The organism is Rhizobium indicum, assembly GCF_005862305.2.
Lineage (GTDB): Bacteria > Pseudomonadota > Alphaproteobacteria > Rhizobiales > Rhizobiaceae > Rhizobium > Rhizobium indicum.
In genome coordinates, this window is the sequence record NZ_CP054021.1 from 3,954,733 (window position 1) to 3,975,005 (window position 20,273).

At 61.8% G+C, this 20,273-nt stretch carries 20 protein-coding genes and 1 pseudogene; 10 read left to right on the forward strand and 11 right to left on the reverse strand.

Translation table 11 applies throughout. The features are described from left to right. The first annotated feature begins 9 nt into the window (after positions 1–9). The 7 genes from FFM53_RS19100 (at position 10) to FFM53_RS19130 (ending at position 4,216) form a co-directional block, all read left to right on the forward strand. Positions 10–717 carry a DUF1045 domain-containing protein gene (locus FFM53_RS19100; protein WP_011653058.1) on the forward strand — a complete coding sequence of 236 codons (708 nt, stop codon included), beginning with the start codon at positions 10–12 and terminating at the stop codon, positions 715–717. A gap of 114 nt (positions 718–831) precedes the next feature. After that, on the forward strand, positions 832–1,755 hold the full coding sequence (gene puuE / locus FFM53_RS19105; RefSeq protein ID WP_138330307.1) for an allantoinase PuuE: 924 nt from the start codon (positions 832–834) through the stop codon (positions 1,753–1,755). After that, the gene (gene uraD, locus FFM53_RS19110) at positions 1,755–2,255 is read left to right on the forward strand and encodes a 2-oxo-4-hydroxy-4-carboxy-5-ureidoimidazoline decarboxylase (RefSeq protein ID WP_138330308.1); all 501 of its coding nucleotides are present in this window, start codon (positions 1,755–1,757) and stop codon (positions 2,253–2,255) included. The genes puuE and uraD overlap by 1 nt, the downstream gene beginning before the upstream one ends. Further along, positions 2,252–2,614: a HepT-like ribonuclease domain-containing protein gene (locus FFM53_RS19115; protein ID WP_003541963.1), complete on the forward strand. Its 363-nt coding sequence runs from the start codon at positions 2,252–2,254 to the stop codon at positions 2,612–2,614. Before uraD ends, FFM53_RS19115 begins: the two co-directional genes overlap by 4 nt. Then, a complete protein-coding gene (locus FFM53_RS19120) occupies positions 2,598–3,119 on the forward strand; it encodes an ureidoglycolate lyase (RefSeq protein WP_173883606.1) in 522 nt (173 codons plus the stop codon). Before FFM53_RS19115 ends, FFM53_RS19120 begins: the two co-directional genes overlap by 17 nt. Continuing rightward, positions 3,116–3,472, forward strand: coding sequence for a hydroxyisourate hydrolase (uraH, locus tag FFM53_RS19125; protein ID WP_003541961.1), 357 nt, complete (start codon positions 3,116–3,118; stop codon positions 3,470–3,472). Before FFM53_RS19120 ends, uraH begins: the two co-directional genes overlap by 4 nt. Positions 3,473–3,475: 3 nt before the next feature. After that, positions 3,476–4,216, forward strand: coding sequence for a metallophosphoesterase family protein (locus FFM53_RS19130; RefSeq protein WP_138330310.1), 741 nt, complete (start codon positions 3,476–3,478; stop codon positions 4,214–4,216). 76 nt (positions 4,217–4,292) lie between these two features. Here the strand turns inward: FFM53_RS19130 and FFM53_RS19135 are convergent, their stop codons facing one another. The 6 genes from FFM53_RS19135 to puuD form a co-directional block, all read right to left on the reverse strand. After that, the gene (locus tag FFM53_RS19135; protein WP_138330311.1) at positions 4,293–6,050 is read right to left on the reverse strand and encodes a flotillin family protein; all 1,758 of its coding nucleotides are present in this window, start codon (positions 6,048–6,050) and stop codon (positions 4,293–4,295) included. Next, positions 6,047–6,694 (reverse strand): OB-fold-containig protein, encoded by a 648-nt coding sequence (locus FFM53_RS19140; protein ID WP_138330312.1) that lies wholly within the window; start codon positions 6,692–6,694, stop codon positions 6,047–6,049. The genes FFM53_RS19135 and FFM53_RS19140 overlap by 4 nt, the downstream gene beginning before the upstream one ends. 4 nt (positions 6,695–6,698) lie before the next feature. Further along, positions 6,699–7,856 (reverse strand): PspA/IM30 family protein, encoded by a 1,158-nt coding sequence (locus FFM53_RS19145; protein ID WP_138386860.1) that lies wholly within the window; start codon positions 7,854–7,856, stop codon positions 6,699–6,701. A 130-nt stretch (positions 7,857–7,986) separates the two neighbouring features. Further along, positions 7,987–9,129 (reverse strand): alpha-hydroxy acid oxidase, encoded by a 1,143-nt coding sequence (locus FFM53_RS19150; RefSeq protein WP_138386861.1) that lies wholly within the window; start codon positions 9,127–9,129, stop codon positions 7,987–7,989. 121 nt (positions 9,130–9,250) lie between these two features. Next, positions 9,251–10,561 (reverse strand): guanine deaminase, encoded by a 1,311-nt coding sequence (gene guaD / locus FFM53_RS19155; protein ID WP_138386862.1) that lies wholly within the window; start codon positions 10,559–10,561, stop codon positions 9,251–9,253. Beyond that, a complete protein-coding gene (gene puuD, locus FFM53_RS19160) occupies positions 10,558–11,796 on the reverse strand; it encodes a urate hydroxylase PuuD (protein WP_138386863.1) in 1,239 nt (412 codons plus the stop codon). Before puuD ends, guaD begins: the two co-directional genes overlap by 4 nt. Positions 11,797–11,909: 113 nt before the next feature. On the opposite strand from puuD, the pseudogene FFM53_RS19165 reads away from it, so the two are divergent. Together FFM53_RS19165 and FFM53_RS19170 are read left to right on the forward strand one after the other, a co-directional pair. After that, positions 11,910–12,511, forward strand: a pseudogene (locus FFM53_RS19165) (Type 1 glutamine amidotransferase-like domain-containing protein). A gap of 163 nt (positions 12,512–12,674) precedes the next feature. After that, positions 12,675–13,007, forward strand: a complete 333-nt coding sequence (locus FFM53_RS19170) for a hypothetical protein (RefSeq protein WP_138330318.1) — start codon at positions 12,675–12,677, stop codon at positions 13,005–13,007. Positions 13,008–13,095: 88 nt separating this feature from the next. On the opposite strand, the gene gcvA is transcribed toward FFM53_RS19170, so the two are convergent. Continuing rightward, positions 13,096–13,992 carry a transcriptional regulator GcvA gene (gcvA, locus tag FFM53_RS19175; RefSeq protein WP_138386864.1) on the reverse strand — a complete coding sequence of 299 codons (897 nt, stop codon included), beginning with the start codon at positions 13,990–13,992 and terminating at the stop codon, positions 13,096–13,098. A 101-nt stretch (positions 13,993–14,093) separates the two neighbouring features. On the opposite strand from gcvA, the gene FFM53_RS19180 reads away from it, so the two are divergent. Beyond that, complete coding sequence (locus FFM53_RS19180; protein WP_138386865.1) at positions 14,094–14,285, forward strand: hypothetical protein; 192 nt, start codon at positions 14,094–14,096, stop codon at positions 14,283–14,285. Here FFM53_RS19180 and xdhC read toward each other — a convergent pair. The 4 genes from xdhC to FFM53_RS19200 all read right to left on the reverse strand — a co-directional run bounded on the left by xdhC (position 14,258) and on the right by FFM53_RS19200 (position 20,161). After that, positions 14,258–15,076, reverse strand: coding sequence for a xanthine dehydrogenase accessory protein XdhC (gene xdhC / locus FFM53_RS19185; RefSeq protein WP_138386866.1), 819 nt, complete (start codon positions 15,074–15,076; stop codon positions 14,258–14,260). The two genes, FFM53_RS19180 and xdhC, sit on opposite strands and share 28 nt — an antisense overlap. Before the next feature lie 293 nt (positions 15,077–15,369). Further along, positions 15,370–17,709 carry a xanthine dehydrogenase molybdopterin binding subunit gene (xdhB, locus tag FFM53_RS19190; protein ID WP_138386867.1) on the reverse strand — a complete coding sequence of 780 codons (2,340 nt, stop codon included), beginning with the start codon at positions 17,707–17,709 and terminating at the stop codon, positions 15,370–15,372. Positions 17,710–17,890: 181 nt separating this feature from the next. After that, on the reverse strand, positions 17,891–19,357 hold the full coding sequence (xdhA, locus tag FFM53_RS19195) for a xanthine dehydrogenase small subunit (protein WP_138386868.1): 1,467 nt from the start codon (positions 19,355–19,357) through the stop codon (positions 17,891–17,893). A gap of 27 nt (positions 19,358–19,384) precedes the next feature. Continuing rightward, entirely contained in the window at positions 19,385–20,161 is a 777-nt protein-coding gene (locus tag FFM53_RS19200) for a 3-hydroxybutyrate dehydrogenase (RefSeq protein ID WP_138386869.1), read from the reverse strand. Positions 20,162–20,273 lie beyond the last annotated feature (112 nt).

Below are 20,273 nucleotides of genomic sequence, written 5' to 3' on the forward strand. Positions count from 1 at the left end.
GGAAATTGCATGCGCTATGCCATTTGCTTCACGCCTCCGGCGAGCGACCCGTTGTCGCTCGTGGCCGCCAATTGGCTTGGCCGAAACGTGTTTTCGGGCGATATGATGGAGCCTCCGGCAGTTCGTGGCCTCGGTATTCACGAGATCGCCTTCCATACCGCCGTGCCGCGGCGCTACGGCTTTCACGGTGTTTTGAAGGCGCCCTTTCATCTGTCCCACGACATGCCCGAATCGCAACTCCTGCGCGATCTGATGCGTTTTTCCGGGACCTTCGTTCCCTTTCAGATTCCGCGTATCGAAGTCGCCCGGCTCGGCAATTTCTACAGCCTGCTGCCGAGCACTCCCTGCGAGCAGATCCAGTATCTCGCCTCGGCGATCGTGCAGGAATTCGATCGTTTTCGCGCACCGCTCAGCGAGGCCGAGATCGAACGCAGCGATCCGGACGGGCTGTCGGCGACGCAATTTTCCAATCTGCATCGCTGGGGCAATCCCTATGTGATGGAGGAGTTCCGCTTCCATATGCCTGTGACAGGCCCCGTCAACGCGATCGACATGCCGCGCATCGAGCCGGTGTTGCGGACGATCTTCGAGCCTGTCCTCTGCGAACCTGTAATGGTTTCCAACGTTGCCCTGATGATCGAAGAGGGCACTGGCGGTCCTTTCCGCGTTCACTCGCTGCATCCGATGGGCAAGGTCAGCGCGCGCAAAATCGCTTGAATCTGCTGATGAGCTAAAGGCTTGTGCCGTAAACGCAAATCCGGCCGAGCAGTTTCCGTCTCGACATTCCGGCTGCGGATGCTACCGTTCCCCGTCTTTTCAGAAGGTGATTTGATGGTATCCGAGACTTATCCGCGCAATCTCGTCGGTTACGGGCGTCTGACGCCCGATCCGAAATGGCCGGACGAGGCACGCGTCGCCGTGCAGTTCGTCGTCAACTACGAGGAGGGCGGCGAAAGCTCGATCCTCGACGGAGATCCGGCTTCCGAAAACCTGTTGTCGGAGATCGTCGGTGCGGCCGCCTGGCCAGGGCAGCGCAACCTCAACATGGAATCGATCTATGAGTATGGTTCGCGTGCCGGCTTCTGGCGGCTCTGGCGAATGTTCACCGATCTCAAGGTGCAGGCGACCGTCTACGGCGTAACGCTGGCGATGGCCCGCAACCCCGAGGCCGTCGCTGCGATGAAGGAGGCCGGCTGGGAGATCGCCAGCCACGGCTACCGCTGGCTGGAATATAAGGATTTTCCCGAAGATCTGGAGCGCAAGCATATCCTCGAAGCCGTGCGCCTGCACACCGAACTCACCGGCGAGCGGCCCTACGGCATGTATCAGGGCAAGCCTTCCGACAATACGCTTCGGCTGGTGCAGGAGGAGGGCGGTTTCCTCTATTCCTCCGATTCCTATGCCGATGACCTGCCCTATTGGGTGAAGGGCGTCGACGGGAAACCCTTCCTGATCATCCCCTATACGCTCGAAACCAACGACATGCGTTTTGCGACGCCGCAGGGCTTCAATGCCGGCGATCAGTTCTTCACCTATCTGAAGGACGCTTTCGACACGCTTTATGAGGAAGGCAAGGCGGGCAGCCCAAAGATGATGTCGGTCGGATTGCATTGCCGCCTCGTCGGACGTCCCGGCCGGGCGGCAGCGCTGAAGCGCTTCATCGAATATGTGCTGAAGCATGACAAGGTCTGGATTCCGCGCCGCATCGAGATCGCCGAGCATTGGCACAAGCATCATCAGCCGGAAGCGCTCTGATGATGTCGCGCGAGGATTTCGTCTCCCGCTTCGGCGGCGTCTTTGAACATTCGCCTTTCATCGCCGAGCGCGCCTATGACGCCGGCCAGGTGCCGGAGCCGCTGACGGCGGCCGGCGTGCATGCGTCGCTAACCGCTGTCTTCCAGGCGGCAAGCCCGCAGGAGCGCCTCGGCGTGCTCAGCGCCCATCCTGACCTTGCCGGGCGCCTCGCGATAGCGGGCGAACTCACCGAAGACAGCCGGAAGGAGCAATCCGGCGCCGGTCTCGACCGCCTGACCCCGGCCGAACATGCCCGCTTCACCGAACTCAATTCGGCCTATGTCGAAAAATTCGGCTTTCCCTTCATCATTGCGGTCAAGGGGCTCGGCAAGGACGATATCCTGTCGGCCTTCGAAACACGGATCGGCAATGGCAGGGACGAAGAATTTGCGACCGCGACGGCGCAAGTCGAGCGGATCGCGCTGCTGCGCCTGACGACGATGCTGCCGGAGGCTGAATGAACGAGCGGCGCGCGATCGACTATCTCAATGAGATGTATGAGGCGGCATCCGAAGCGCTGTCTTTCGTCGGCGGAATGGATGGGGCGGCGTTCGCCGGGGACAAGCTCACTTTCAAGGCGGTTACCTTTTGCCACTTCACCATCGGTGCCGCGGCATCCCGCTTGCTGGTGACTCATCCGGAATTTGCGACCGAGCATCCCGATCTGCCGTGGACGAAAATCTGCGGCACGGGCAACCGTATCCTCGACGGCGTCTTCGATCTCGATCCTTCCGACATCTGGGAGGCGACGTATCGCACGCTGCCGGAGCTTCTTTCCGCGATCGATGCCATCCGTCACTGGCATGCCGAAGGTGAGTGAGCGATTGCCCCCACGTCTCGACATCCGTCCGCTTACGAGATCCGCCTTTGCTCCCTTCGGCGAGGTGATCGAAGCCGATCCCGCCTCGATGCGGCTCATCAATGGCGGCACGACGGAGCGTTTCCATGCGCTCGCCGCCACTGAGGCGACGGGCGCGGGTGCGCGCGTCATCATTAACCTCTTTCGCGGCCAGCCGCGCAGCTTCCCCTATGAAGTCACCATGATGGAGCGCCATCCTTTCGGCAGCCAGAGTTTCTCGCCGGTCTCGGGCCGTCCTTTTCTCGTCGTCGTCTCCGAGGACGAAAGCGGCCGCCCGGGCAGGCCGCAGGTGTTTCTGGCGCGCGGCGACCAGGGCGTGAACTATCGCCGCAACGTCTGGCATCATCCGCTGATGGCGCTCGGTGAAGCCTCAGATTTCCTGGTCGTCGATCGTGACGGGCCAGGCAATAATCTGGAAGAATACTTCTTCGAAACCCCTTATATCATTAAAGAGCCAGCCCCATGACCGGACTGACCACACATGTTCTCGACACCGCTCTCGGTAAGCCGGCCGAAGGCTTGAGGATCGATCTTTTCCAGCTCGACGGCGAGATCCGCAGGCATCTGAAGACGGTGGAGACCAATGCCGACGGCCGGGTTGATGGCGGCCCCATCCTCATTGGCGAAAATTTTCGGGCCGGCACCTATGAACTGGTCTTCCACGCCGGCGATTATCTGAGGGCCAGCGGCACGCCGTTGCCGCATCCCGCCTTCCTCGATCTCGTACCGATCCGCTTCGGTATTGCCGACGTCACGGCGCATTACCATGTGCCGCTGCTGATTTCGCCCTATGGCTATTCCACCTACCGAGGGAGTTAAAAAATGCGGTTTGCGGCAATTGCCGATATCCACGGCAACCATCTGGCGCTCGAGGCCGTGCTTGCGGATATTCGTGCGCAGGAGATCGATGAGATCGTCAATCTCGGCGATTTCTTCAGCGGCCCGCTCGAGGCCGGCAAGACGGCAGACTTGCTGATGCCGCTCGGGTTGACGTCGATCCGCGGCAATCACGACCGCTATCTGATCGAGCAGGATCCGGCGGCAATGCATGCTTCGGATGCGGCCGCCTACGGTCAATTGTCGTCGTCTCATCTTAATTGGATTCGAAACCTGCCGTTCGATACCATCTATCGCGGCGAAGTCTATCTCTGCCACGCGACGCCGAAGGATGACAATCTCTACTGGCTGGAATCGGTCTCGCCGGAGGGCGTCGTCTTCCTGAAACCGATCGAAGCGATCGAGGCGCTGGCCGAAGGCATCGACCTGCCGCTGATCCTCTGTGGCCACAGCCACATTCCTCGCGCTGTGCGCCTCTCCGATGGCCGCCTGATCGTCAATCCAGGCAGCGTCGGCTGCCCGGCCTATGACGACGAACTGCCCTATTACCACAAGGTGGAAGCCGGCCATCCGCTGGCGAGTTATGCCATTCTGGAAAAGGCAGCGGGCGGATGGACATGGCAGTTCCGAACCGTCGCCTATGACCATATGGCGATGTCGGCACTGGCCGCCGAAAGGGGCCGTGCCGACTGGGCAGGCGCGCTGGCAGCGGGTTGGGTGAGATAGAGCATGATGCCCGAAAAGTGTGAGCAGTTTTCGGGCGACATCATCCTGTTCTAGTCCAGACCCGCTTGCGCGGCGATCAGTCCTTCTTTGGTACCGGCTTCGGCGCCGGAGGGATGATCGTTTGTGTCGGGGCTACGGTCGGTGTTGCCGGCTTTGCCGGGGCTGCCGCGGGCGTTGCCGGTCTTACCGGTTTTGCGCCATCGAGATTTCCAAGAAGGGATGAGATGGCATCGTCGCCGTCGAAGCCGGCTTCCTTCAGCAATTTGTCGAGGATCGGTTTATTCGCCTGATAGGAGAGGAGCTGGCTAGCCAGTCCTTCGCCGAGCCCGATACCGTTTCCGCCGGTCGCTCCGTTTCCGCGGCCGAGCATGCCGCCGGTATCGAATATCCTGATATCGGAGATCTTCTCGATCGGCTTGACCGCCTCGGCGAGCGCCTGCGGAATGATGCGGATCCGTTCGCGGGTGATCTCGAACTCGATGATGGCAGAGCTCAACTTGTTGCGAGCGTCGTTGAGCAATGCCTCGCTCTCAGCCGCGGCCTTGCCGGTTTCGAGAATGCCCTTGGCCTTGATGATCGCCGCATCCGCCTCGGCGGTCGCCAGCGTCTTGATGGCCTCGGCCTGGTCGCTTGCCGCTTGTTTTTCAGCTTCGGCGCCGACGGTGACGGCGGTCGCTTCCGTCTCGGCTTTCTTGCGTGCGTCGATGACGGCAATCTGCTTTTCGCGTTCGGCAATCTCGATCGCCTTGGCGGTGCCGACTTTTTCCTCCGCCGCTATCGCCAGCGCGCGCGCCGTCTCCGCAGCCGCCTTCGCTTCGGATTCTTCACGGCTCTTGTTGGCAACGGCGATGGCGCTTTCCTGTGCCACGATCTGGAGGTCACGCTTGGCCTCGGTTTCGCGTTGCTGGACGGCGCGGGCGGCGTCGATGTTGGCGCTTTCGCGAGCCTGCTTGGCAGATGCCTCGCGTTCGGCGATCGCCTGTTCGGAAGCGATGCGGGCTTCCTCCTCGGCGCGTTTTGCGGCCTGCTCCTGCTGCGCGGTTTCAGCGCGTGTCGCCGCGGATTTGTTGGCGATGTCCCGTTCCTGGCTGAGTTCGGCTTCCCGCTTGGTCCGCTCGATGGTTAGCGATTGCTGGCGGGCCTCGAGATCCTTCTGGGCGATGGCGACTTCGGTGTCGCGAACGATCTCGTTTCGCTCCTTCTTGCGTCCCTCGGTGATGCGGGTCAATGCCGCAAGACCCTGCGCGTCGAAGAAGTTGTTAGCGTTGAAATGCTTGATATCCGTCTGGTCGAGGCGTGTCAGCGACACGGATTCAAGTTCGAGGCCGTTCGACTGGAGATCGGCGCCGACAGCTTCCTGCACGGCCTTGACGAAATCCATGCGCTGTTCCTGCAGCGCGTCGAGATTCATCGTCGCGGCCACCGAGCGAAGGCCGTCGACGAATTTCGCCTCGATCAGGATGCGGAGAGCCTCGGCGTCGTTGGTGCGGTTGCCGAGTGTCTGAGCTGCAAGCGCAATCGAGGAGGCATCGGGTTTCACGCGCACATAGAACTCGGCGCCGATATCGACGCGCATGCGGTCCTTGGTGATCAGTGCATCGCCTTCACCGCGGCGAACCTCGAGCCGCAGTGTCTTCAGGTTAACCCGGGCAGTCGAATGGAAGATCGGCAGGACGACCGAACCGCCGTCGAGCACTACCTTCTGGCCGCCGAGACCGGTGCGCACATAGGCCTCGTCTCTGCTGGAACGCGTGTAAAGCGAGGCGAGGACAAAACCGATGCCGAAGATCAGAACAATCCCAATGCCGGCTGGTAGAATAACGTCGTACATCATTGCTGCTCCCTCAAAGATTGATTGTCCGCATCGGTGGGGTCGACCGGCGCGGGAATGGCGATAAATACATTTGCCTTGTGATCGACGAGAAGAACCGAAGCGCCGATCGAGAGTGGACCTTCGCCCTTGGCGGCTCGGGCTCGAAGCACATGCCAGTTTCCATGCTGATCCTTGACGCGGACGCGGCCCGGCAATCCCTGATCGAGCGGGCCGATCGACACCTCGGCTGTCCGGCCGAGCAAGGCGTCGAGATCGACCGCATAGGTTTCGTCGTGCGGTACGATCCGCGCCACGGTTCTGCTCGATGCCCTGACCATGGGGATGGTTGCGAGCGCGGCAGGTATGACGGCTATCAAGCTTGGCAGCGGCGCCCAGAAGGCGTTGGCGACGGCCTGCAACGCAAAGCCCGTCATCGCGAAGAAGCCGAGCGTCAGCATCATGAGAATCAGCAGCGGAACACCGCCGAGATTGAGCCAGGAGAGATAAGCCAGGATGCCGTCATGGCCATGAACCTCCGGCTTTCCCAGGAATTCCGTCATCGAAAAACCCATGACCATCGCGAGCATCTCGATCGCGGTCAGGCCGACAAGGATCGCTGCGGCGATGGCGAAGGGCGCACATTCAGGGGCGAAAAGGAGTGCCATCGTGTTATCGGTTATCCGCCTTGAAGCGTGCGAGCCGGGCTTCGATTGCCTGTTCGCGGTGCAGTCGGTCGAGTTCGTCCAATTCGGAACTGTGGCCATGCTCGCCAGCGGGAACTCCGGTCAGCCGCGAGACCGCCGCGGCAGCGCGCGCAGCATCTGCACCCGGTGCGGGCTGGCTGTGACCGGCCGCTGCCTGTTCGGGATGCCGGGCGAGACTGCGTTTGAAATCGGCAAGGCGGGCGTCCGCCTCGCGGCGTGTGGCGAGCACGGCCTGCAAGGCTTTCTGGCCTTCATCCAACTGTTCCCTGGCATCGGCCAGCGCCTTGTCGAGCGCTGCGATCTGGGATTCGAGATCGATCTGACGGGCGACGCCGGCCTTTGCCAGGTCATCCCTCCCGGAGGAGACGGCGAGGCGGATCTTCTGGTCGAGCGCGTTCATGTCTTCGACGATTTCGTCTCTGCGGCTCTGGATGCGGTATTCCTCCGCGCGCGCCTTGCCGAGATCGGTGCGGGCCTCATCAGCCGCCGCATCGATCTCGCGGACCGCCTGTTCGATGACGGCGATCTTGTTTACGCCTTCCGCCTTGTCGATCGCCGCATTCGCGATGCCCGCGATCAGGCGACCCATGCGTGAGAGAATGCCTTCGTTCGTCATGTTTTCCTCCATCCGAGCGGAATTCGGCGTGACGCCGATGTGAATCTCGTAACGGTCCTGGCCCGCAACGAGGTAGGCTGGAAAAATACTCTCCCATCCCCGTGAATAACCCGCGACATCGAAGGGCACGGCAACGCGTCCGTGCACTGTGGCGATCGTCAGGTCCGAGGGGCCCTTGATGGCGAAGAGCTTGTCATCGAGCGGCAGATGCGGCGGATCGGCGGTCACGCCGCGATTGGCGGCGAAATCGCGAAGGCCGAGCGTGACCAGCCTTGCCGGCAGGCCCGTCTGCTCGCGGACAGTTTCATAGGCAAGGTCATGCAGCACGACGAGATTGGCGCCCGCCTTATCGGCAACGAGGCTGGTCAGGATTTCAATCATCCTGAGGTAGGCGGCAATGGTGTCGTCCAGCGCGTGCCGGGCACTGTCGTCAGGCGCCAGCGTGTAGCGCAGCAGCGATGGATGCGGTGTCTTGCCTGTGGTAGCCATAGGCAAAACATAAAGCACCGCTTTTGTGCTTTCAAGAGGTCGCGCTAAAAATACAACCTAGCCTTAACGCGCAGTTAGAAGGACTGAGGGCAGCGTCCAGTATCGAGATATTTAGGGAGCCGTTGCTGCGTCCGTCGCTGGCGGCAGGTCACTGCCGCCCGTCGATGATCGATGAATTCACGTCGTTGATGTCGCGTTTGCCGCAGAGCGCCATGGTGATGTCCATCTCCTTGCGGATGATGCCGAGCGCCAGCGATACGCCTTCCTTGCCCATGGCGCCGAGGCCGTAGAGGAAGGGGCGGCCAATATAGGTGCCCTTGGCGCCGAGCGCCACAGCCTTCAGCACGTCCTGGCCGGAGCGGATGCCGCCGTCGAGATGGACCTCGATACGGTCGCCGACGGCGTCGACGATCTTCGGCAGCATGCTGATCGATGAGGGGGCGCCGTCAAGCTGACGCCCGCCATGATTGGAGACGACGATCGCATCGGCGCCGGTGTCGACGGCGGCCTTCGCATCCTCCGGATCGAGTATGCCCTTGATGATCAGCGGGCCGCCCCATTGTTCCTTGATCCAGGCGACATCCGCCCAGGAAAGCCGCGGATCGAACTGCTCATGTGTCCAAGCGGCGAGCGAGGCGATATTGGTTACATTTTTCGCATGGCCAACGATATTGCCGAAGTTGCGGCGCTTGGTCTGCAGCATGTCCAGGCACCAGAGGGGCCGGGTCGCCATCTGCCAGACATGTTTCGGCGTGAATTTCGGCGGCGCCGACAGGCCGTTGCGTAGGTCCTTGTGCCGCTGGCCGAGGATCTGCAGATCGGCGGTCAGCACCAGCGCCGAGCATCCGGCCGCCTTGGCGCGGTTGATGAGGTTGAGGACGAAATCCTTGTCCCTCATCACGTAGAGTTGGAACCAGAAGGGCCGTGTCGTCGCTGACGCCACGTCCTCGATCGAGCAGATGCTCATCGTCGAAAGCGTGAAGGGAACGCCGAATTCCTCGGCGGCGCGTGCCGCCAGCATCTCGCCATCGGCATGCTGCATGCCGGTCAGGCCGGTTGGCGCCAGCGCCACCGGCATCGACACTTTCTGGCCGATCATCGTCGTTTCCAGCGTGCGGTTGGTCATATCGACCATCACCCGCTGTCGCAGCTTGATCTGACTAAAATCGCTCTCGTTTGCCGCATAGGTCGATTCCGTCCAGGCGCCCGAATCCGCATAGTCGAAAAACATCTTCGGCACACGGCGCCGTGCGAGCTTTTTCAGGTCGGCGATGGTGAGCGGGGTGGCCATGAATTGAACCTTCACGTCTGAATACGGCCATCGGCCATAACATGAAATTGGCAGAAGCGTTATGGGAAATTGACCTTGTCGGACAGCTGTTACGGCCTGATTTCAAGAGCAACGAGATGTGTCATCGTAGCTGCGCTTTCAACGCAACGCCGGCCACATAGGTCTCTGCAACAGCTCGGTCGTCGCCCATCGTCTGCAGTAGGAAAAGCTCCTCGGGCAGCGTCTTAACTACTTCCATCTTTAGCGCCATCGCCGATGTCGCCGTCGCATCGAGGACGACGAGATCGGCCTCAGTGCCGGGTTCCAGCGTGCCGATCCGGTCCGCCAGCGACAGGGCCTCGGCATTGCCACGCGTCACCAGGTAATAGCTTTCCAGCGGGTTCAGCCGTTCGCCGAGCAACTGCTGGATCTTGTAGGCCTCGTCCATCGTCCGCAGCATCGAATAGCTGGAACCGCCGCCGATATCGGTCGCCACGCCGATACGGACCGGCTTTTCCCGCCGCGCCAGCGCCCTCAGCGGAAACAAGCCGGAGCCGAGGAAGAGGTTCGAGGTCGGGCAGTGGACGGCGACGGCGCCTGCCTCGCTCATTACATCAGCCTCGCGCTCGGACAGGTGGATGGCGTGGCCGAAGAGGCTTTTCGGCCCAAGCAGGCCGTAGTGGGCGTAGATGTCGGTATAGTCGATCGCGTCGGGATAGAGCTCGCAGGTGAATCTGATTTCGTCGTGATTTTCCGAAAGATGCGTCTGGATGTGCAGGTCGGGAAATTCGCGGGCAAGGGCTGATGTCGCTTCCATCTGCGCCGGTGTCGAGGTGATGGCGAAGCGCGGGGTGATGGCGACGTGGTTGCGGCCCTTGCCATGCCAGTCCGATATCACCTGGCGGGTCTCGTCATAGCCCATCTCGGGCGTGTCGAGCAGGCCCTGCGGGGCATTGCGGTCCATCATCACCTTGCCGCCGACCATGCGCATATTGCGCCTCATTGCCTCGGCGAAGAAGGCATCGGCCGAGGTCTTGTGCACGGAGCAATAGGCGACCGCCGTCGTCGTGCCGTGGCGGATCAACTCGTCGTAGAAATGCGTGGCGATCCTTTCGGCATGCGCGCTTTCGACGAAACGGCATTCCTCGGGAAAGGTATAGGTATTCAGCCATTCGAGCAGGTTGGCGGCGTAGGAGGCAATCACCTGCATCTGCGGAAAATGCAGGTGCATGTCGATGAAGCCCGGCATGATCAGATGCGGACGGTGGTCAATCTCGGCCGTGTCCGCGGCTGCTTTTGCCTTGACGTCGGCATAGGGGCCGATTGCCGTTATCAGCCCGTCCCCGACCAGCAGGCCGCCATCCTCTTCGTAAAGATAGCTTTGGCTGTCAGCGAGGCTCAACGGCGCGCGGTGAAAGGAAAGCAGGCGGCCGCGCAGGAGTGTCGTCGTCATTGTTTCTTGCCTTCGACTGCGCTCTCGAACCAGGCGACCAGCAGCTTGCGTTCGTCCGGCGTGATGTCGGTGATGTTGCCGGGCGGCATGGCATGGCTGCGGCCCGCCTGTATATAGATATCGCGCGCATGGGCGGCGATTTCCGCGTCGTTTTCGAGCATCACCCCGTTGGGCGGCCGCACGATCCCCTCATAGACCGGCTCGGCCGCGTGGCACATGGAACAGCGCGTCGAGACCAGTTGCTTGACGGCGGGGAAATGCGGATCGCCGGCGAATTGCTGGAAGGCGGGCGCGACCGTCGCCGCATCGGTTTCGCCGGTCAGCAGCTTCGGCACGGTCGAAAGCCACATGATCAGGATGAAAAGGATGACGGTGACGATCCAGGTCCAGGTCGGCCGGCCCTTCCTGGCATGCGTGGTGTTGAACCAGTGGCGGATGGTGACGCCCATCAGGAAGACCAGAGCCGCAATCACCCAGTTGAACTGCGTACCGAAAGACAGCGGGTAATGGTTCGACAGCATGAAGAAGATGACGGGCAGCGTCAGGTAGTTATTGTGTAGCGAGCGCTGCTTGGCGACCTGCCCATATTTGGGATCGGGAACCCGTCCGGCGATGAGGTCGGCGACGACGATCTTCTGGTTCGGAATGATGATCATGAAGACGTTGGCCGACATGATCGTCGCGGTGAAGGCGCCGAGATGCAGGAAGGCGGCGCGGCCGGTGAAAAGCTGCGTATAGCCCCAGGCCATGAAGACGAGCACGACATAGAGCACCGCCATCAGTCCCCAGGTGTTCCGCCCGAGCGGCGACTTGCAGAGCAGATCGTAGACGACCCAGCCGAGGGCAAGCGATGCCAGCGAGATCTGGATCGCGACGGGCGGGCTGATATCCAGCACATGCCGGTCGATCAGGAAGAGGTCGGCGCCGCCGTAATAGACGATGCACAGCATCAGGAAGCCTGATATCCAGGTGAAATAGCTCTCATATTTGAACCAGGTCAGGTGCTCCGGCATCTGGGCGGGCGCCACCAGATATTTCTGGATATGATAGAAGCCGCCGCCATGGACCTGCCATTCCTCGCCATAGGCGCCGGGCGGCAGATGCGGGCGTTTCACCAGTCCGAGATCGAGCGCGATGAAATAGAAGGACGATCCGATCCAGGCGATCGCGGTAATGACATGGAACCAGCGCGCCGCGAAGGCGAGCCATTCCCATGCTATGGCATATTCATACATCGAGTTCCCCTATCTTCCTCCGACTCGTGACATTGCGGAAATTTTGGCGGGGAGGGAAGAGGAGATTGAAGGACCACACGCTCAATCGCTGACGCGGCCAAAGGAGCAATGGAATGATCACCGCACTCTACAGCGATCAGGTCATCGCCGAAAACGCGCCGATGGACCGCCGGCTTGCCGCGCTCGTCCTCGCGCGCGGAAACCGCATCGGCTACATCGCATCCGGTCCGTGCTTTCCGGTGACGAAGAGATCGGCCGGCTGTTTTCCTGCGACGCCATCCATCTTTCCGGTGGGCATACCGGCGATTTTCTGAGACGGCTGCGCCGAAACGGCATGCTGGACAAGCTGCGCTCATGGGCATTGGACGACGGCATTCTCGTCGGAACCAGCGCCGGGGCGATTTTGATGACGCCGACCATCGCCGTCGACGCGCTCTTTTTCGGCGGTCCGCCTGATGCGGTGCAGGATGGCGCGGCTCTTGATCTCTTGCCCTTCGAATTCTTCCCGCATCTGAACGACGATCCCGGCTATCTCTCCGCGCTGCTGCGCTACAGCGAGACGACGGCAAGACCCATTCTCGCGTGCCGGGACGGCGAAGGTCTCATCCTCGGCAACGGGTTCGTCGAGATCTTCGGCGCTCCGCTGACGATTTCCGGCGGTTTTGCCGAAGCTGCCGATCGCAGCCGCATCGCCGATCTGCTGTCGCGTGCCTAAAAGCTGCCGAGAAGGCTGTGTATTATCTCTGCCTTATACTTGATCTGCTAATTCAGCAGGCCTTGAACTACGACGACTCGATTACAGTTATTTTGCGGGCCGCCGGAATAAAATAAGAACCGTTAGATCATCGGCGGCGCATTCATCGACGGAGAAGATGCCCATGCGCAGCATTCTGACGTGTGTGATGATTGCGTATGCGTCGTTGGCGACGGCTCACGACGCACCTTCGGGGTGGAGTTATGACCCCTATTGTTGCAACGGCAACAGTCATAATGGCGATTGCCAAATGATCCCTTCGAAAAGCGTGGCGGTGACGCCAGGCGGATATCGTGTGACGCTGATGCCGGGCGACCACCGGCTGGTCACCCATGCTCATGTCTTCCTGCTGCCGATGACGAAGGCGATGCAATCCGGCGACAACGACTATCATCTCTGTCTGTTCCCGAACGAGGACACGCCGCGCTGCTTCTATGCGCCGGAAATGGGATTTTGAAGCCGAGCCAGCGGACCGGACCCGGCTCACGAACCGGGTCCGGCATGTCGTTGTCTGAAAATGGCTGCACATTTTTAGGTGACATGTATCAATTTCCGGCTGCCTTCATCTCTTGGAGGATCCAGTTGCGGAAGGCCTTGATCTTGGGCACGTTGCGACGGTTTTCCGGGTAGACGAGCCAGTAGGCTTTGCCGTCGCTGCGGGTCAGTTCGAAGGGTTGATAGAGCCGGCCGAGCGCGATCTCGGCCGCATAGAAGGCAGGATGAAGGATGGCGACGCCATGGCCGGCGATCGCCGCATCGGCTTCCACCGCCTGAGAGCCGAGCTGGTTGCGCGGACGCCGATCGAGATCCGTCTCCGTAACGCCGGCTGCCTCGAACCATTGTTTCCACCAGATGTCGCCGGCGTCGAAGAGGTCGAAGTTCAGGAGATCGCGTGGCTCCCTGATGCCGCCTGCCGCCTCCGCCAGCTTCGGGCTCAGCATCGGCGTAAACTCCAGTCCCATCAGCCGGTGCAGCGCCAGCCCCGGCCAGTTGCCGTCGCCCCAGCGGATGCCGACATCGATCTGCTCGCGGGCGAAGTCGATGATATCCGAACTCGCCTGAAAGCGCACCGCGATGGCCGGATGCTTTAAGTGGAAGGAGCCGAGGCGCGGCGCCAGCCACTTCGAGGCGAAGGTATGGGTCGAACTGATGGCGAGCGTGCCTTCGACGCTGTCGCGGGCTGTTGCCATCGCGTCGTGCAGCATAGCGAAAGCTTCGGTCACCTTCGGCGCCAGCCGCTCGCCGGTGTCTGTCAGTGCGATCTGGCGGGGACGGCGCAGGAAGAGCGGCTCGCCGACATTCTCCTCCAGCAGCTTGATCTGGTAGCTGACGGCGGTCTGCGTCATGCCGAGCTCATCGCCCGCCTTGGTGAAACTTCCGAGCCGGGCAGCGGCCTCGAAGACGCGCAACGCATTCAGCGGGAATTGTTTGGACAGTTTCATGGATAAGTTCTCTTGATGCAGGCAGACGGTTGTTCGATTGGAATTGCAGCATTTTTGGCCGCAAACTGCAACTCATACCATCAAACCATCGAGGTGATGTCATGGATTGCTATGCTATCGAACAGAGCCCGCCGCAGCCGACCATCGGAATTTTCCGGCGCATCGGCGGCCGGCTGGCGCGGATCTGGCGCATGCCCAGCCTCGATCTCGACACGGCGCCCGATCGCGTCAAGCGCGATCTCGGTTTCCTCGACGGACGCGATCCCTATTGCGAAGACGAGCGCATGCGGTAGGCGCCAAGCGCCGTCAGGATCTCGGCGGCGGTCATGGCGGCGATCACTTCAGGGCGCTTGTCTCTGACCGCCGCGCCGCCGATCGGCAGCGTCAGCCGCTCGAGCCAGGCACGCTCACCGCCGCCTTCACGGGAAAGCCAGCTGGCGAAGGTGGCGCGCTTGGTTGCCGAGCCGATCATGCCGGCATAGGCGAGATCCGTTCTTTCCAGCGCTTCGCGGGCGATGAGGAAATCCAGCGCGTGGTCGTGCGTCAGGATGACGACCGCGCCGCCAGCCGGAATATCCTTCACCAGCGCTTCGGGCATCGGCATGAGCCGCGTCTTCGTCTCGGGCGGCAGGTTGGCAAGTTCCTCCTGCCGTGTTTCGACGACCGTCACCGACAGCGGCAGCGGCGCAAGGGCCATTGCCAGCGCCCGGCCGACATGGCCGGCGCCGAAGAGATAGACTTCGGGCAGGCGCTCGATCTCACTGGTTAGCCTGGCTCCGATTTCTTCGGCAACCGCCTGCGTCACCCGGCGAAACCGCAGCTGCGTGCGCCCACCGCAGCACTGACCGATGTCAGGCCCGAGCGGAATATCCATCTCCGCCATCCCGCCGGTTCCCGCCAACATGTCCCGCGCATTCGTGATCGCCATGAATTCGAACTGGCCGCCGCCGATCGTGCCCCACAATGCGGTTTGCGATACCAGCATGAAGGTACCGGCCTCGCGTGGGGTCGAGCCTTGTGTGCCGGTGATGTCGACGAGGATGCTGTCGGGGTGGGCGGTGAGGAAGGGGAGGATGTCGGTCATCGGTGGATGGTCGATGCGTTGGTAGGTGTGTCACCCCCCTCTGTCCTGCCGGACATCTCCCCCACAAGGGGGGAGATCGGTATGAGGCGGCGGCCTCCCGGAACAGAGAAATCGTAGCGTAGAACCGAACTTTGGTGATGTAGCGGCAGGATAGCGAGGCGCAGAGCATACCGTCTTGCTGATCTCCCCCCTTGTGGGGGAGATGTCCGGCAGGACAGAGGGGGGTATCGCTCACTCCAAGCTCTCTGCCCGTCCTGCTCAACCAACAAACGAGCCGGACGCGTTTCCATCTCTTACACCTGCTTCATCCGCTCGACCGCCATCAGCACCCGCTCCGGCGTCGCCGGGGCGTCGAGCCTCGGGCAGACCTTGTAGTTGGCCACACTTGCTGCCGCCATCGACAAGGCTTCCAGTACCGAGATCGCCAGCATCAAGGGTGGTTCGCCGACGGCCTTGGAGCGGCCGACGGCGGCCTCAGTGTTCTCGGACCATTCGGCGAGGCGCACGTTGAAGATCTTCGGACGGTCGGAAGCGAGCGGGATCTTGTAGGTCGAGGGGGCATGGGTGCGCAGCCGGCCCTTGTCGTCCCACCAGAGTTCTTCCGTCGTCAGCCAGCCCAGTCCCTGCACGAAGGCGCCTTCGACCTGGCCTATATCGATCGCCGGATTCAGCGAGCGGCCGACATCGTGGAGGATGTCGGTGCGGTCGATCAGATATTCGCCCGTCAGCGTGTCGATCGAAACCTCGGTGCAGGAGGCGCCGTAGGCGAAATAATAGAAGGGCGTGCCGCGGCCGGCCTTGCGGTCCCAGTGGATCTTCGGCGTCTTGTAGAAACCGGCGGCAGAAAGCTGGACGCGGGCGAAATAGGCCTGCTTGATGAAATCGGGGAAGGGGATCTCGATCTCGCCGACCCGCACGCGGTTCGGCAGGAAGACGACGTCGGCGGCCCCAACATCCCATTTCTCGGCGGCAAAGGCGACCAGCCGTTCCTTGATCTGGCGGGCGGCGTCATAGGCGGCCATGCCGTTCAAGTCCGAGCCGGAGGAGGCGGCGGTGGCCGAGGTGTTCGGCACCTTGGCCGTCGTCGTCGCGGTGATCTTGACGCGATCGATATCGACCTGGAAGCTGTCGGCCAGCACCTGCGCCACCTTGGTATAGAGGCCCTGGCCCATTTCGGTGCCGCCATGGTTCAGGTGGATCGAGCCGTCCTGGTAGATGTGGACGAGGGCGCCGGCCTGGTTGAAGGCGGTCATGGTGAAGGAGATGCCGAATTTCACCGGCGTCAGCGCGATGCCCTTTCTGATATAGCGGCTGTCGCGGTTGAAGGCGATGATGGCGTTGCGCCGCGCCCGGTATTCGGCCGTTTCCTCCAGCTCCTCGACGATGCGGGCGATGATATTGTCCTCAACCTCCTGATGGTAGGGGGTGAGTGTGCGCTCCGAACCCGGCTGGCCGTAGAAATTCAGCTTGCGGACATCGAGCGGGTCCTTGCTGACGGCATAGGCGATCTCCTCGATGAAGCGTTCGGCGCCGAGCATGCCCTGCGGGCCACCGAAGCCGCGAAAGGCTGTGTTGGAGACGGTGTGCGTCTTCAGCGGCTTCGAGGTCAGATGCACATGCGGATAGAAATAGCTGGAATCGGCATGGAAGAGGGCACGGTCCGTCACCGGCCCTGAGAGGTCCGAGGAGAAGCCGCAACGCGCAGCATAGGTCGCGTCGACCGCGTGGATGCGGCCTTCGGCGTCGAAGCCGAGTTCGTAATCGACGAGGAAATCGTGGCGCTTGCCGGTGGCGCTCATGTCCTCGTCGCGGTCTGGACGGAATTTGATCGCGCAGCCGAGCTTTTTGGCGGCGATGGCGGCGAGGGCTGCGAACTGATTGCCTTGCGTCTCCTTGCCGCCGAAGCCGCCGCCCATGCGGCGCACATTGACGGTCACGGCGTTCGAAGGAATGTCGAGCACGTGGCCGACGATGTGCTGGATCTCGCTCGGGTGCTGCGTCGAGGACCAGACGGTAACCTCGTCATCCTCGCCAGGGATCGCCGTGGCGATATGGCCTTCGAGGTAGAAATGCTCCTGCCCGCCGATGCGCATCTGACCTTTCAGACGCATGGCGGCATTGGTCATTTCCGTGTCCGGCTCGCCGCGCCGCAGCGTCATCGGGGTGATGACGAGCGGGCTGCCATTGGCGAGCGCGCCGTCGATATCGCTCCAATGCGGCAGGTCGCGATAGTCGATCTTTGCCAGTCGCGCGGCGCGGCGGGCGGCATTACGCGTCTCGGCGATGACGGCAAAGATCGGCTGGCCATGAAACTGAACCAAAGTTTCGGCCAGCAGCGGCTCGTCATGGCTGCCGTTGGAGCTGACGTCGTTGACGCCGGGCACGTCCTTGCCGGTGAAGACCCAGACGACGCCGGGATAGGCGGCGACCGCGGAAAGGTCGATGCTGAGGATTTCGGCATGCGCCCGGTCGGAGAGGCCGAGGGCGCCATGCAGCAGACCTGCGGGTTCGGGAATATCGTCGATATAATCGGCGGTTCCGGTGACATGCTTATGCGCTGAATCATGCCGCAGCGAGCCGTGCATCGGGCCTGCGATGATGGCCTTGCGGTCTTCGAAGGTGGATTTGTCCATTAGATACCTCCTTCGCGAGAACGTGTGGTGCCGTGCGGCCCCGTCATCCGCCCTTCGGGCACCTTCTCCCCGAGGGGAGAAGGGGGAAAAGAGACGGCGCGGCAGTCCCTTCTCCCCAGCGGGGAGAAGGTGGCGGCAGCCGGATGAGGGGGGTGCTTTGCGCTGACATGTATCATCTTCATCACGCCACCTCCTCAAACCGCTTCAGCTCAGCCGGCGCTCCAACCGTTTCCAGATAGAACCGCGTCAACAGGTTCTTCGCCGTCAGCTGGCGGTATTCCGCCGTGGCGCGCCAGTCGGTCAGCGGTTGGTAATCGGCGTCGAATGCGGGGCGGGCTGCGTCGATCGTCGCTTCCGTCCATGGTTTGCCGATCAGCGCCGCCTCCACCGTGCGGGCGCGTTTCGGCGTTGCCGCCATGCCGCCGAAGGCGATGCGGATGTCGGTAACGATTTCGGCCTCGTCGAGCGTCAGGAGGAAGGCGCCGAGCACGGCAGTGATGTCCTCGTCGCGGCGCTTAGTGATCTTGTAGGCGGCAAAGCGGCTCATTGCTGCCGGATAGGGAAGGAAGACGCTCTCGACGAATTCGCCGGGCTTCCGATCCTGCTTGCCATAGGCGATGAAGAAATCCTCGAGCGGCATTCTGCGCTGGCCTTGCAGGGACCGCAGCGTCAGTGTCGCGCCGAGCGCGATCAGCGGTGGCGGGCTGTCGCCGATCGGCGAGCCGTTGGCGATGTTGCCGCCAATCGTGCCCATGTTGCGCACCTGCTCGCCACCGATGCGATCGATCAGCCGCCCGATCGCCGGGATTTTCGTGGAGATCGCCTCGAAGGCCTTGGTGTAGCTGACGCCAGCGCCGATGGTAACGCCGTCCTCGCCTTCCGTGACCGACTGCAATTCGCTGAGGTGGCTGATGAAGACGACCGGGCTTAACCTGCGCAGCTGCTTCGTCACCCAGAGGCCGACATCGGTCGCGCCGGCGACGATAATTGCGTCGGGTTCCTGCGAGAGGACTTCGGCCAGTGCCTGCATCGAAGCCGGCACGATCAGCCGGTCTTCGCCATTGGCAATCCTGATCGTGCCGCTCGCCTGCATTGCCCAAAGCCGCGCAACGATTTCAGAGCGCGTCCGTTCCAGCGGGTCGAAGAGCGTGCTCGGCCGCATCAGGCTCACCTGCTCGGCGGCCTTGACGATCGGCTCATAGCCCGTGCAGCGACAGAGATTGCCTTGCAGCGCCTTTTCGATTTCCTGGCGGCTCGGCTTTTCCTTGGCGAGCCAGAGACCATAAAGTGACATGACGAAGCCCGGGGTACAGAAGCCGCATTGCGAGCCATGACAATCGACCAATGCCTGCTGCACCGGATGCAGCGCGCCGTCCCTGCCGGCCAGATGCTCGACCGTTACCACATGGGTGGCGTGCAGCGAGCCCATGAAACGGATGCAGGCATTGACGGATTCATAGGCGAGCTTGCCGTCCGCCAGCCGGCCGACGAGCACGGTGCAGGCGCCGCAATCGCCCTCCGCGCATCCCTCCTTGGTGCCCGTCAGGCGTCGCTTCAACCGCAGAAAATCGAGAAGCGTCTCGGTTGGCCTGACATCAGTGAGCGTGATGTCCTCGCCATTCAGGATGAAGCGGATGCTGTCGTTCATGATATTCCCGGTTGTTTTTCCAAATGGTTAAGCCGCCGTCCAGCCACCGTCAATCGAGATATGCGTTCCGGTCACCTGCCGGGCCGCATCGCTGGCAAGGTAGAGCGATAGCGCGCCGATTTCCTCGGCCTTGACGAATTCATGCGTCGGCTGCGCCTTGAGGATGACCTCGCTCTTTACCTGTTCCTCGGTCATGCCGCGGGCCTTGGCGGTATCCGGTATCTGCTTCTCGACGAGCGGTGTCAGCACGTAGCCGGGGCAGATGGCGTTAACGGTCACGCCGAATTCGGCAAGCTCCAGCCCTCCCGTCTTCGTCAGGCCTAATATACCATGTTTTGCCGCGACATAGGCGGATTTGAACGGGGAGGCGACGAGCCCGTGGGCGGAGGCGATGTTGATGATGCGGCCGTACTTTTTCGCCTTCATCAGCGGGATCGCGGCGCGCATGGTATGAAAAGAACTCGACAGATTGATCGCGATGATCTGGTCCCATTTCTCGATCGGGAAATCCTCGATCTTCTCGACGTGCTGGATGCCGGCATTGTTGACCAGGACATCGACGCCGCCGAAGGTCTTGGCTGCGGTTTCGATCAGGTCGGCGATCTCGGCGGGCTTGGTCATGTCGGCCGGATGATAGAGCGCCCGGCCTTTGGAGAATGATTCAAGCCGTTCGACGATCACCTTGATTTCATCGGCCTTTCCGAAACCGTTGATGACGATGTTGTCGCCGGTTTCGGCGAAGGCAGTGGCGATCGCAAGGCCGATGCCGCTGGTGGAACCGGTGACTACGACTGTTCTGCTCATGCTGTTCTCCCTGAAATCGCGATGCTGCGTTGCAGCGTTGGCTGCGAAGTTATGCCCAAAGCCGGCGGGCTGGCAATTCCGCTTTATTCGCTTTTCTCGCCCGCATCCGTGT

Bases quoted from the DNA above. Each gene is read 5' to 3' on its own strand.
- FFM53_RS19100 (WP_011653058.1), top strand. From the start codon at position 10: ATGCGCTATGCCATTTGCTTCACGCCTCCGGCGAGCGACCCGTTGTCG.
- puuE (WP_138330307.1), top strand. From the start codon at position 832: ATGGTATCCGAGACTTATCCGCGCAATCTCGTCGGTTACGGGCGTCTG.
- uraD (WP_138330308.1), top strand. From the start codon at position 1,755: ATGATGTCGCGCGAGGATTTCGTCTCCCGCTTCGGCGGCGTCTTTGAA.
- FFM53_RS19115 (WP_003541963.1), top strand. From the start codon at position 2,252: ATGAACGAGCGGCGCGCGATCGACTATCTCAATGAGATGTATGAGGCG.
- FFM53_RS19120 (WP_173883606.1), top strand. From the start codon at position 2,598: ATGCCGAAGGTGAGTGAGCGATTGCCCCCACGTCTCGACATCCGTCCG.
- uraH (WP_003541961.1), top strand. From the start codon at position 3,116: ATGACCGGACTGACCACACATGTTCTCGACACCGCTCTCGGTAAGCCG.
- FFM53_RS19130 (WP_138330310.1), top strand. From the start codon at position 3,476: ATGCGGTTTGCGGCAATTGCCGATATCCACGGCAACCATCTGGCGCTC.
- FFM53_RS19135 (WP_138330311.1), bottom strand. From the start codon at position 6,050: ATGATGTACGACGTTATTCTACCAGCCGGCATTGGGATTGTTCTGATC.
- FFM53_RS19140 (WP_138330312.1), bottom strand. From the start codon at position 6,694: ATGGCACTCCTTTTCGCCCCTGAATGTGCGCCCTTCGCCATCGCCGCA.
- FFM53_RS19150 (WP_138386861.1), bottom strand. From the start codon at position 9,129: ATGGCCACCCCGCTCACCATCGCCGACCTGAAAAAGCTCGCACGGCGC.
- guaD (WP_138386862.1), bottom strand. From the start codon at position 10,561: ATGACGACGACACTCCTGCGCGGCCGCCTGCTTTCCTTTCACCGCGCG.
- puuD (WP_138386863.1), bottom strand. From the start codon at position 11,796: ATGTATGAATATGCCATAGCATGGGAATGGCTCGCCTTCGCGGCGCGC.
- FFM53_RS19170 (WP_138330318.1), top strand. From the start codon at position 12,675: ATGCGCAGCATTCTGACGTGTGTGATGATTGCGTATGCGTCGTTGGCG.
- gcvA (WP_138386864.1), bottom strand. From the start codon at position 13,992: ATGAAACTGTCCAAACAATTCCCGCTGAATGCGTTGCGCGTCTTCGAG.
- FFM53_RS19180 (WP_138386865.1), top strand. From the start codon at position 14,094: ATGGATTGCTATGCTATCGAACAGAGCCCGCCGCAGCCGACCATCGGA.
- xdhC (WP_138386866.1), bottom strand. From the start codon at position 15,076: ATGACCGACATCCTCCCCTTCCTCACCGCCCACCCCGACAGCATCCTC.
- xdhB (WP_138386867.1), bottom strand. From the start codon at position 17,709: ATGGACAAATCCACCTTCGAAGACCGCAAGGCCATCATCGCAGGCCCG.
- xdhA (WP_138386868.1), bottom strand. From the start codon at position 19,357: ATGAACGACAGCATCCGCTTCATCCTGAATGGCGAGGACATCACGCTC.
- FFM53_RS19200 (WP_138386869.1), bottom strand. From the start codon at position 20,161: ATGAGCAGAACAGTCGTAGTCACCGGTTCCACCAGCGGCATCGGCCTT.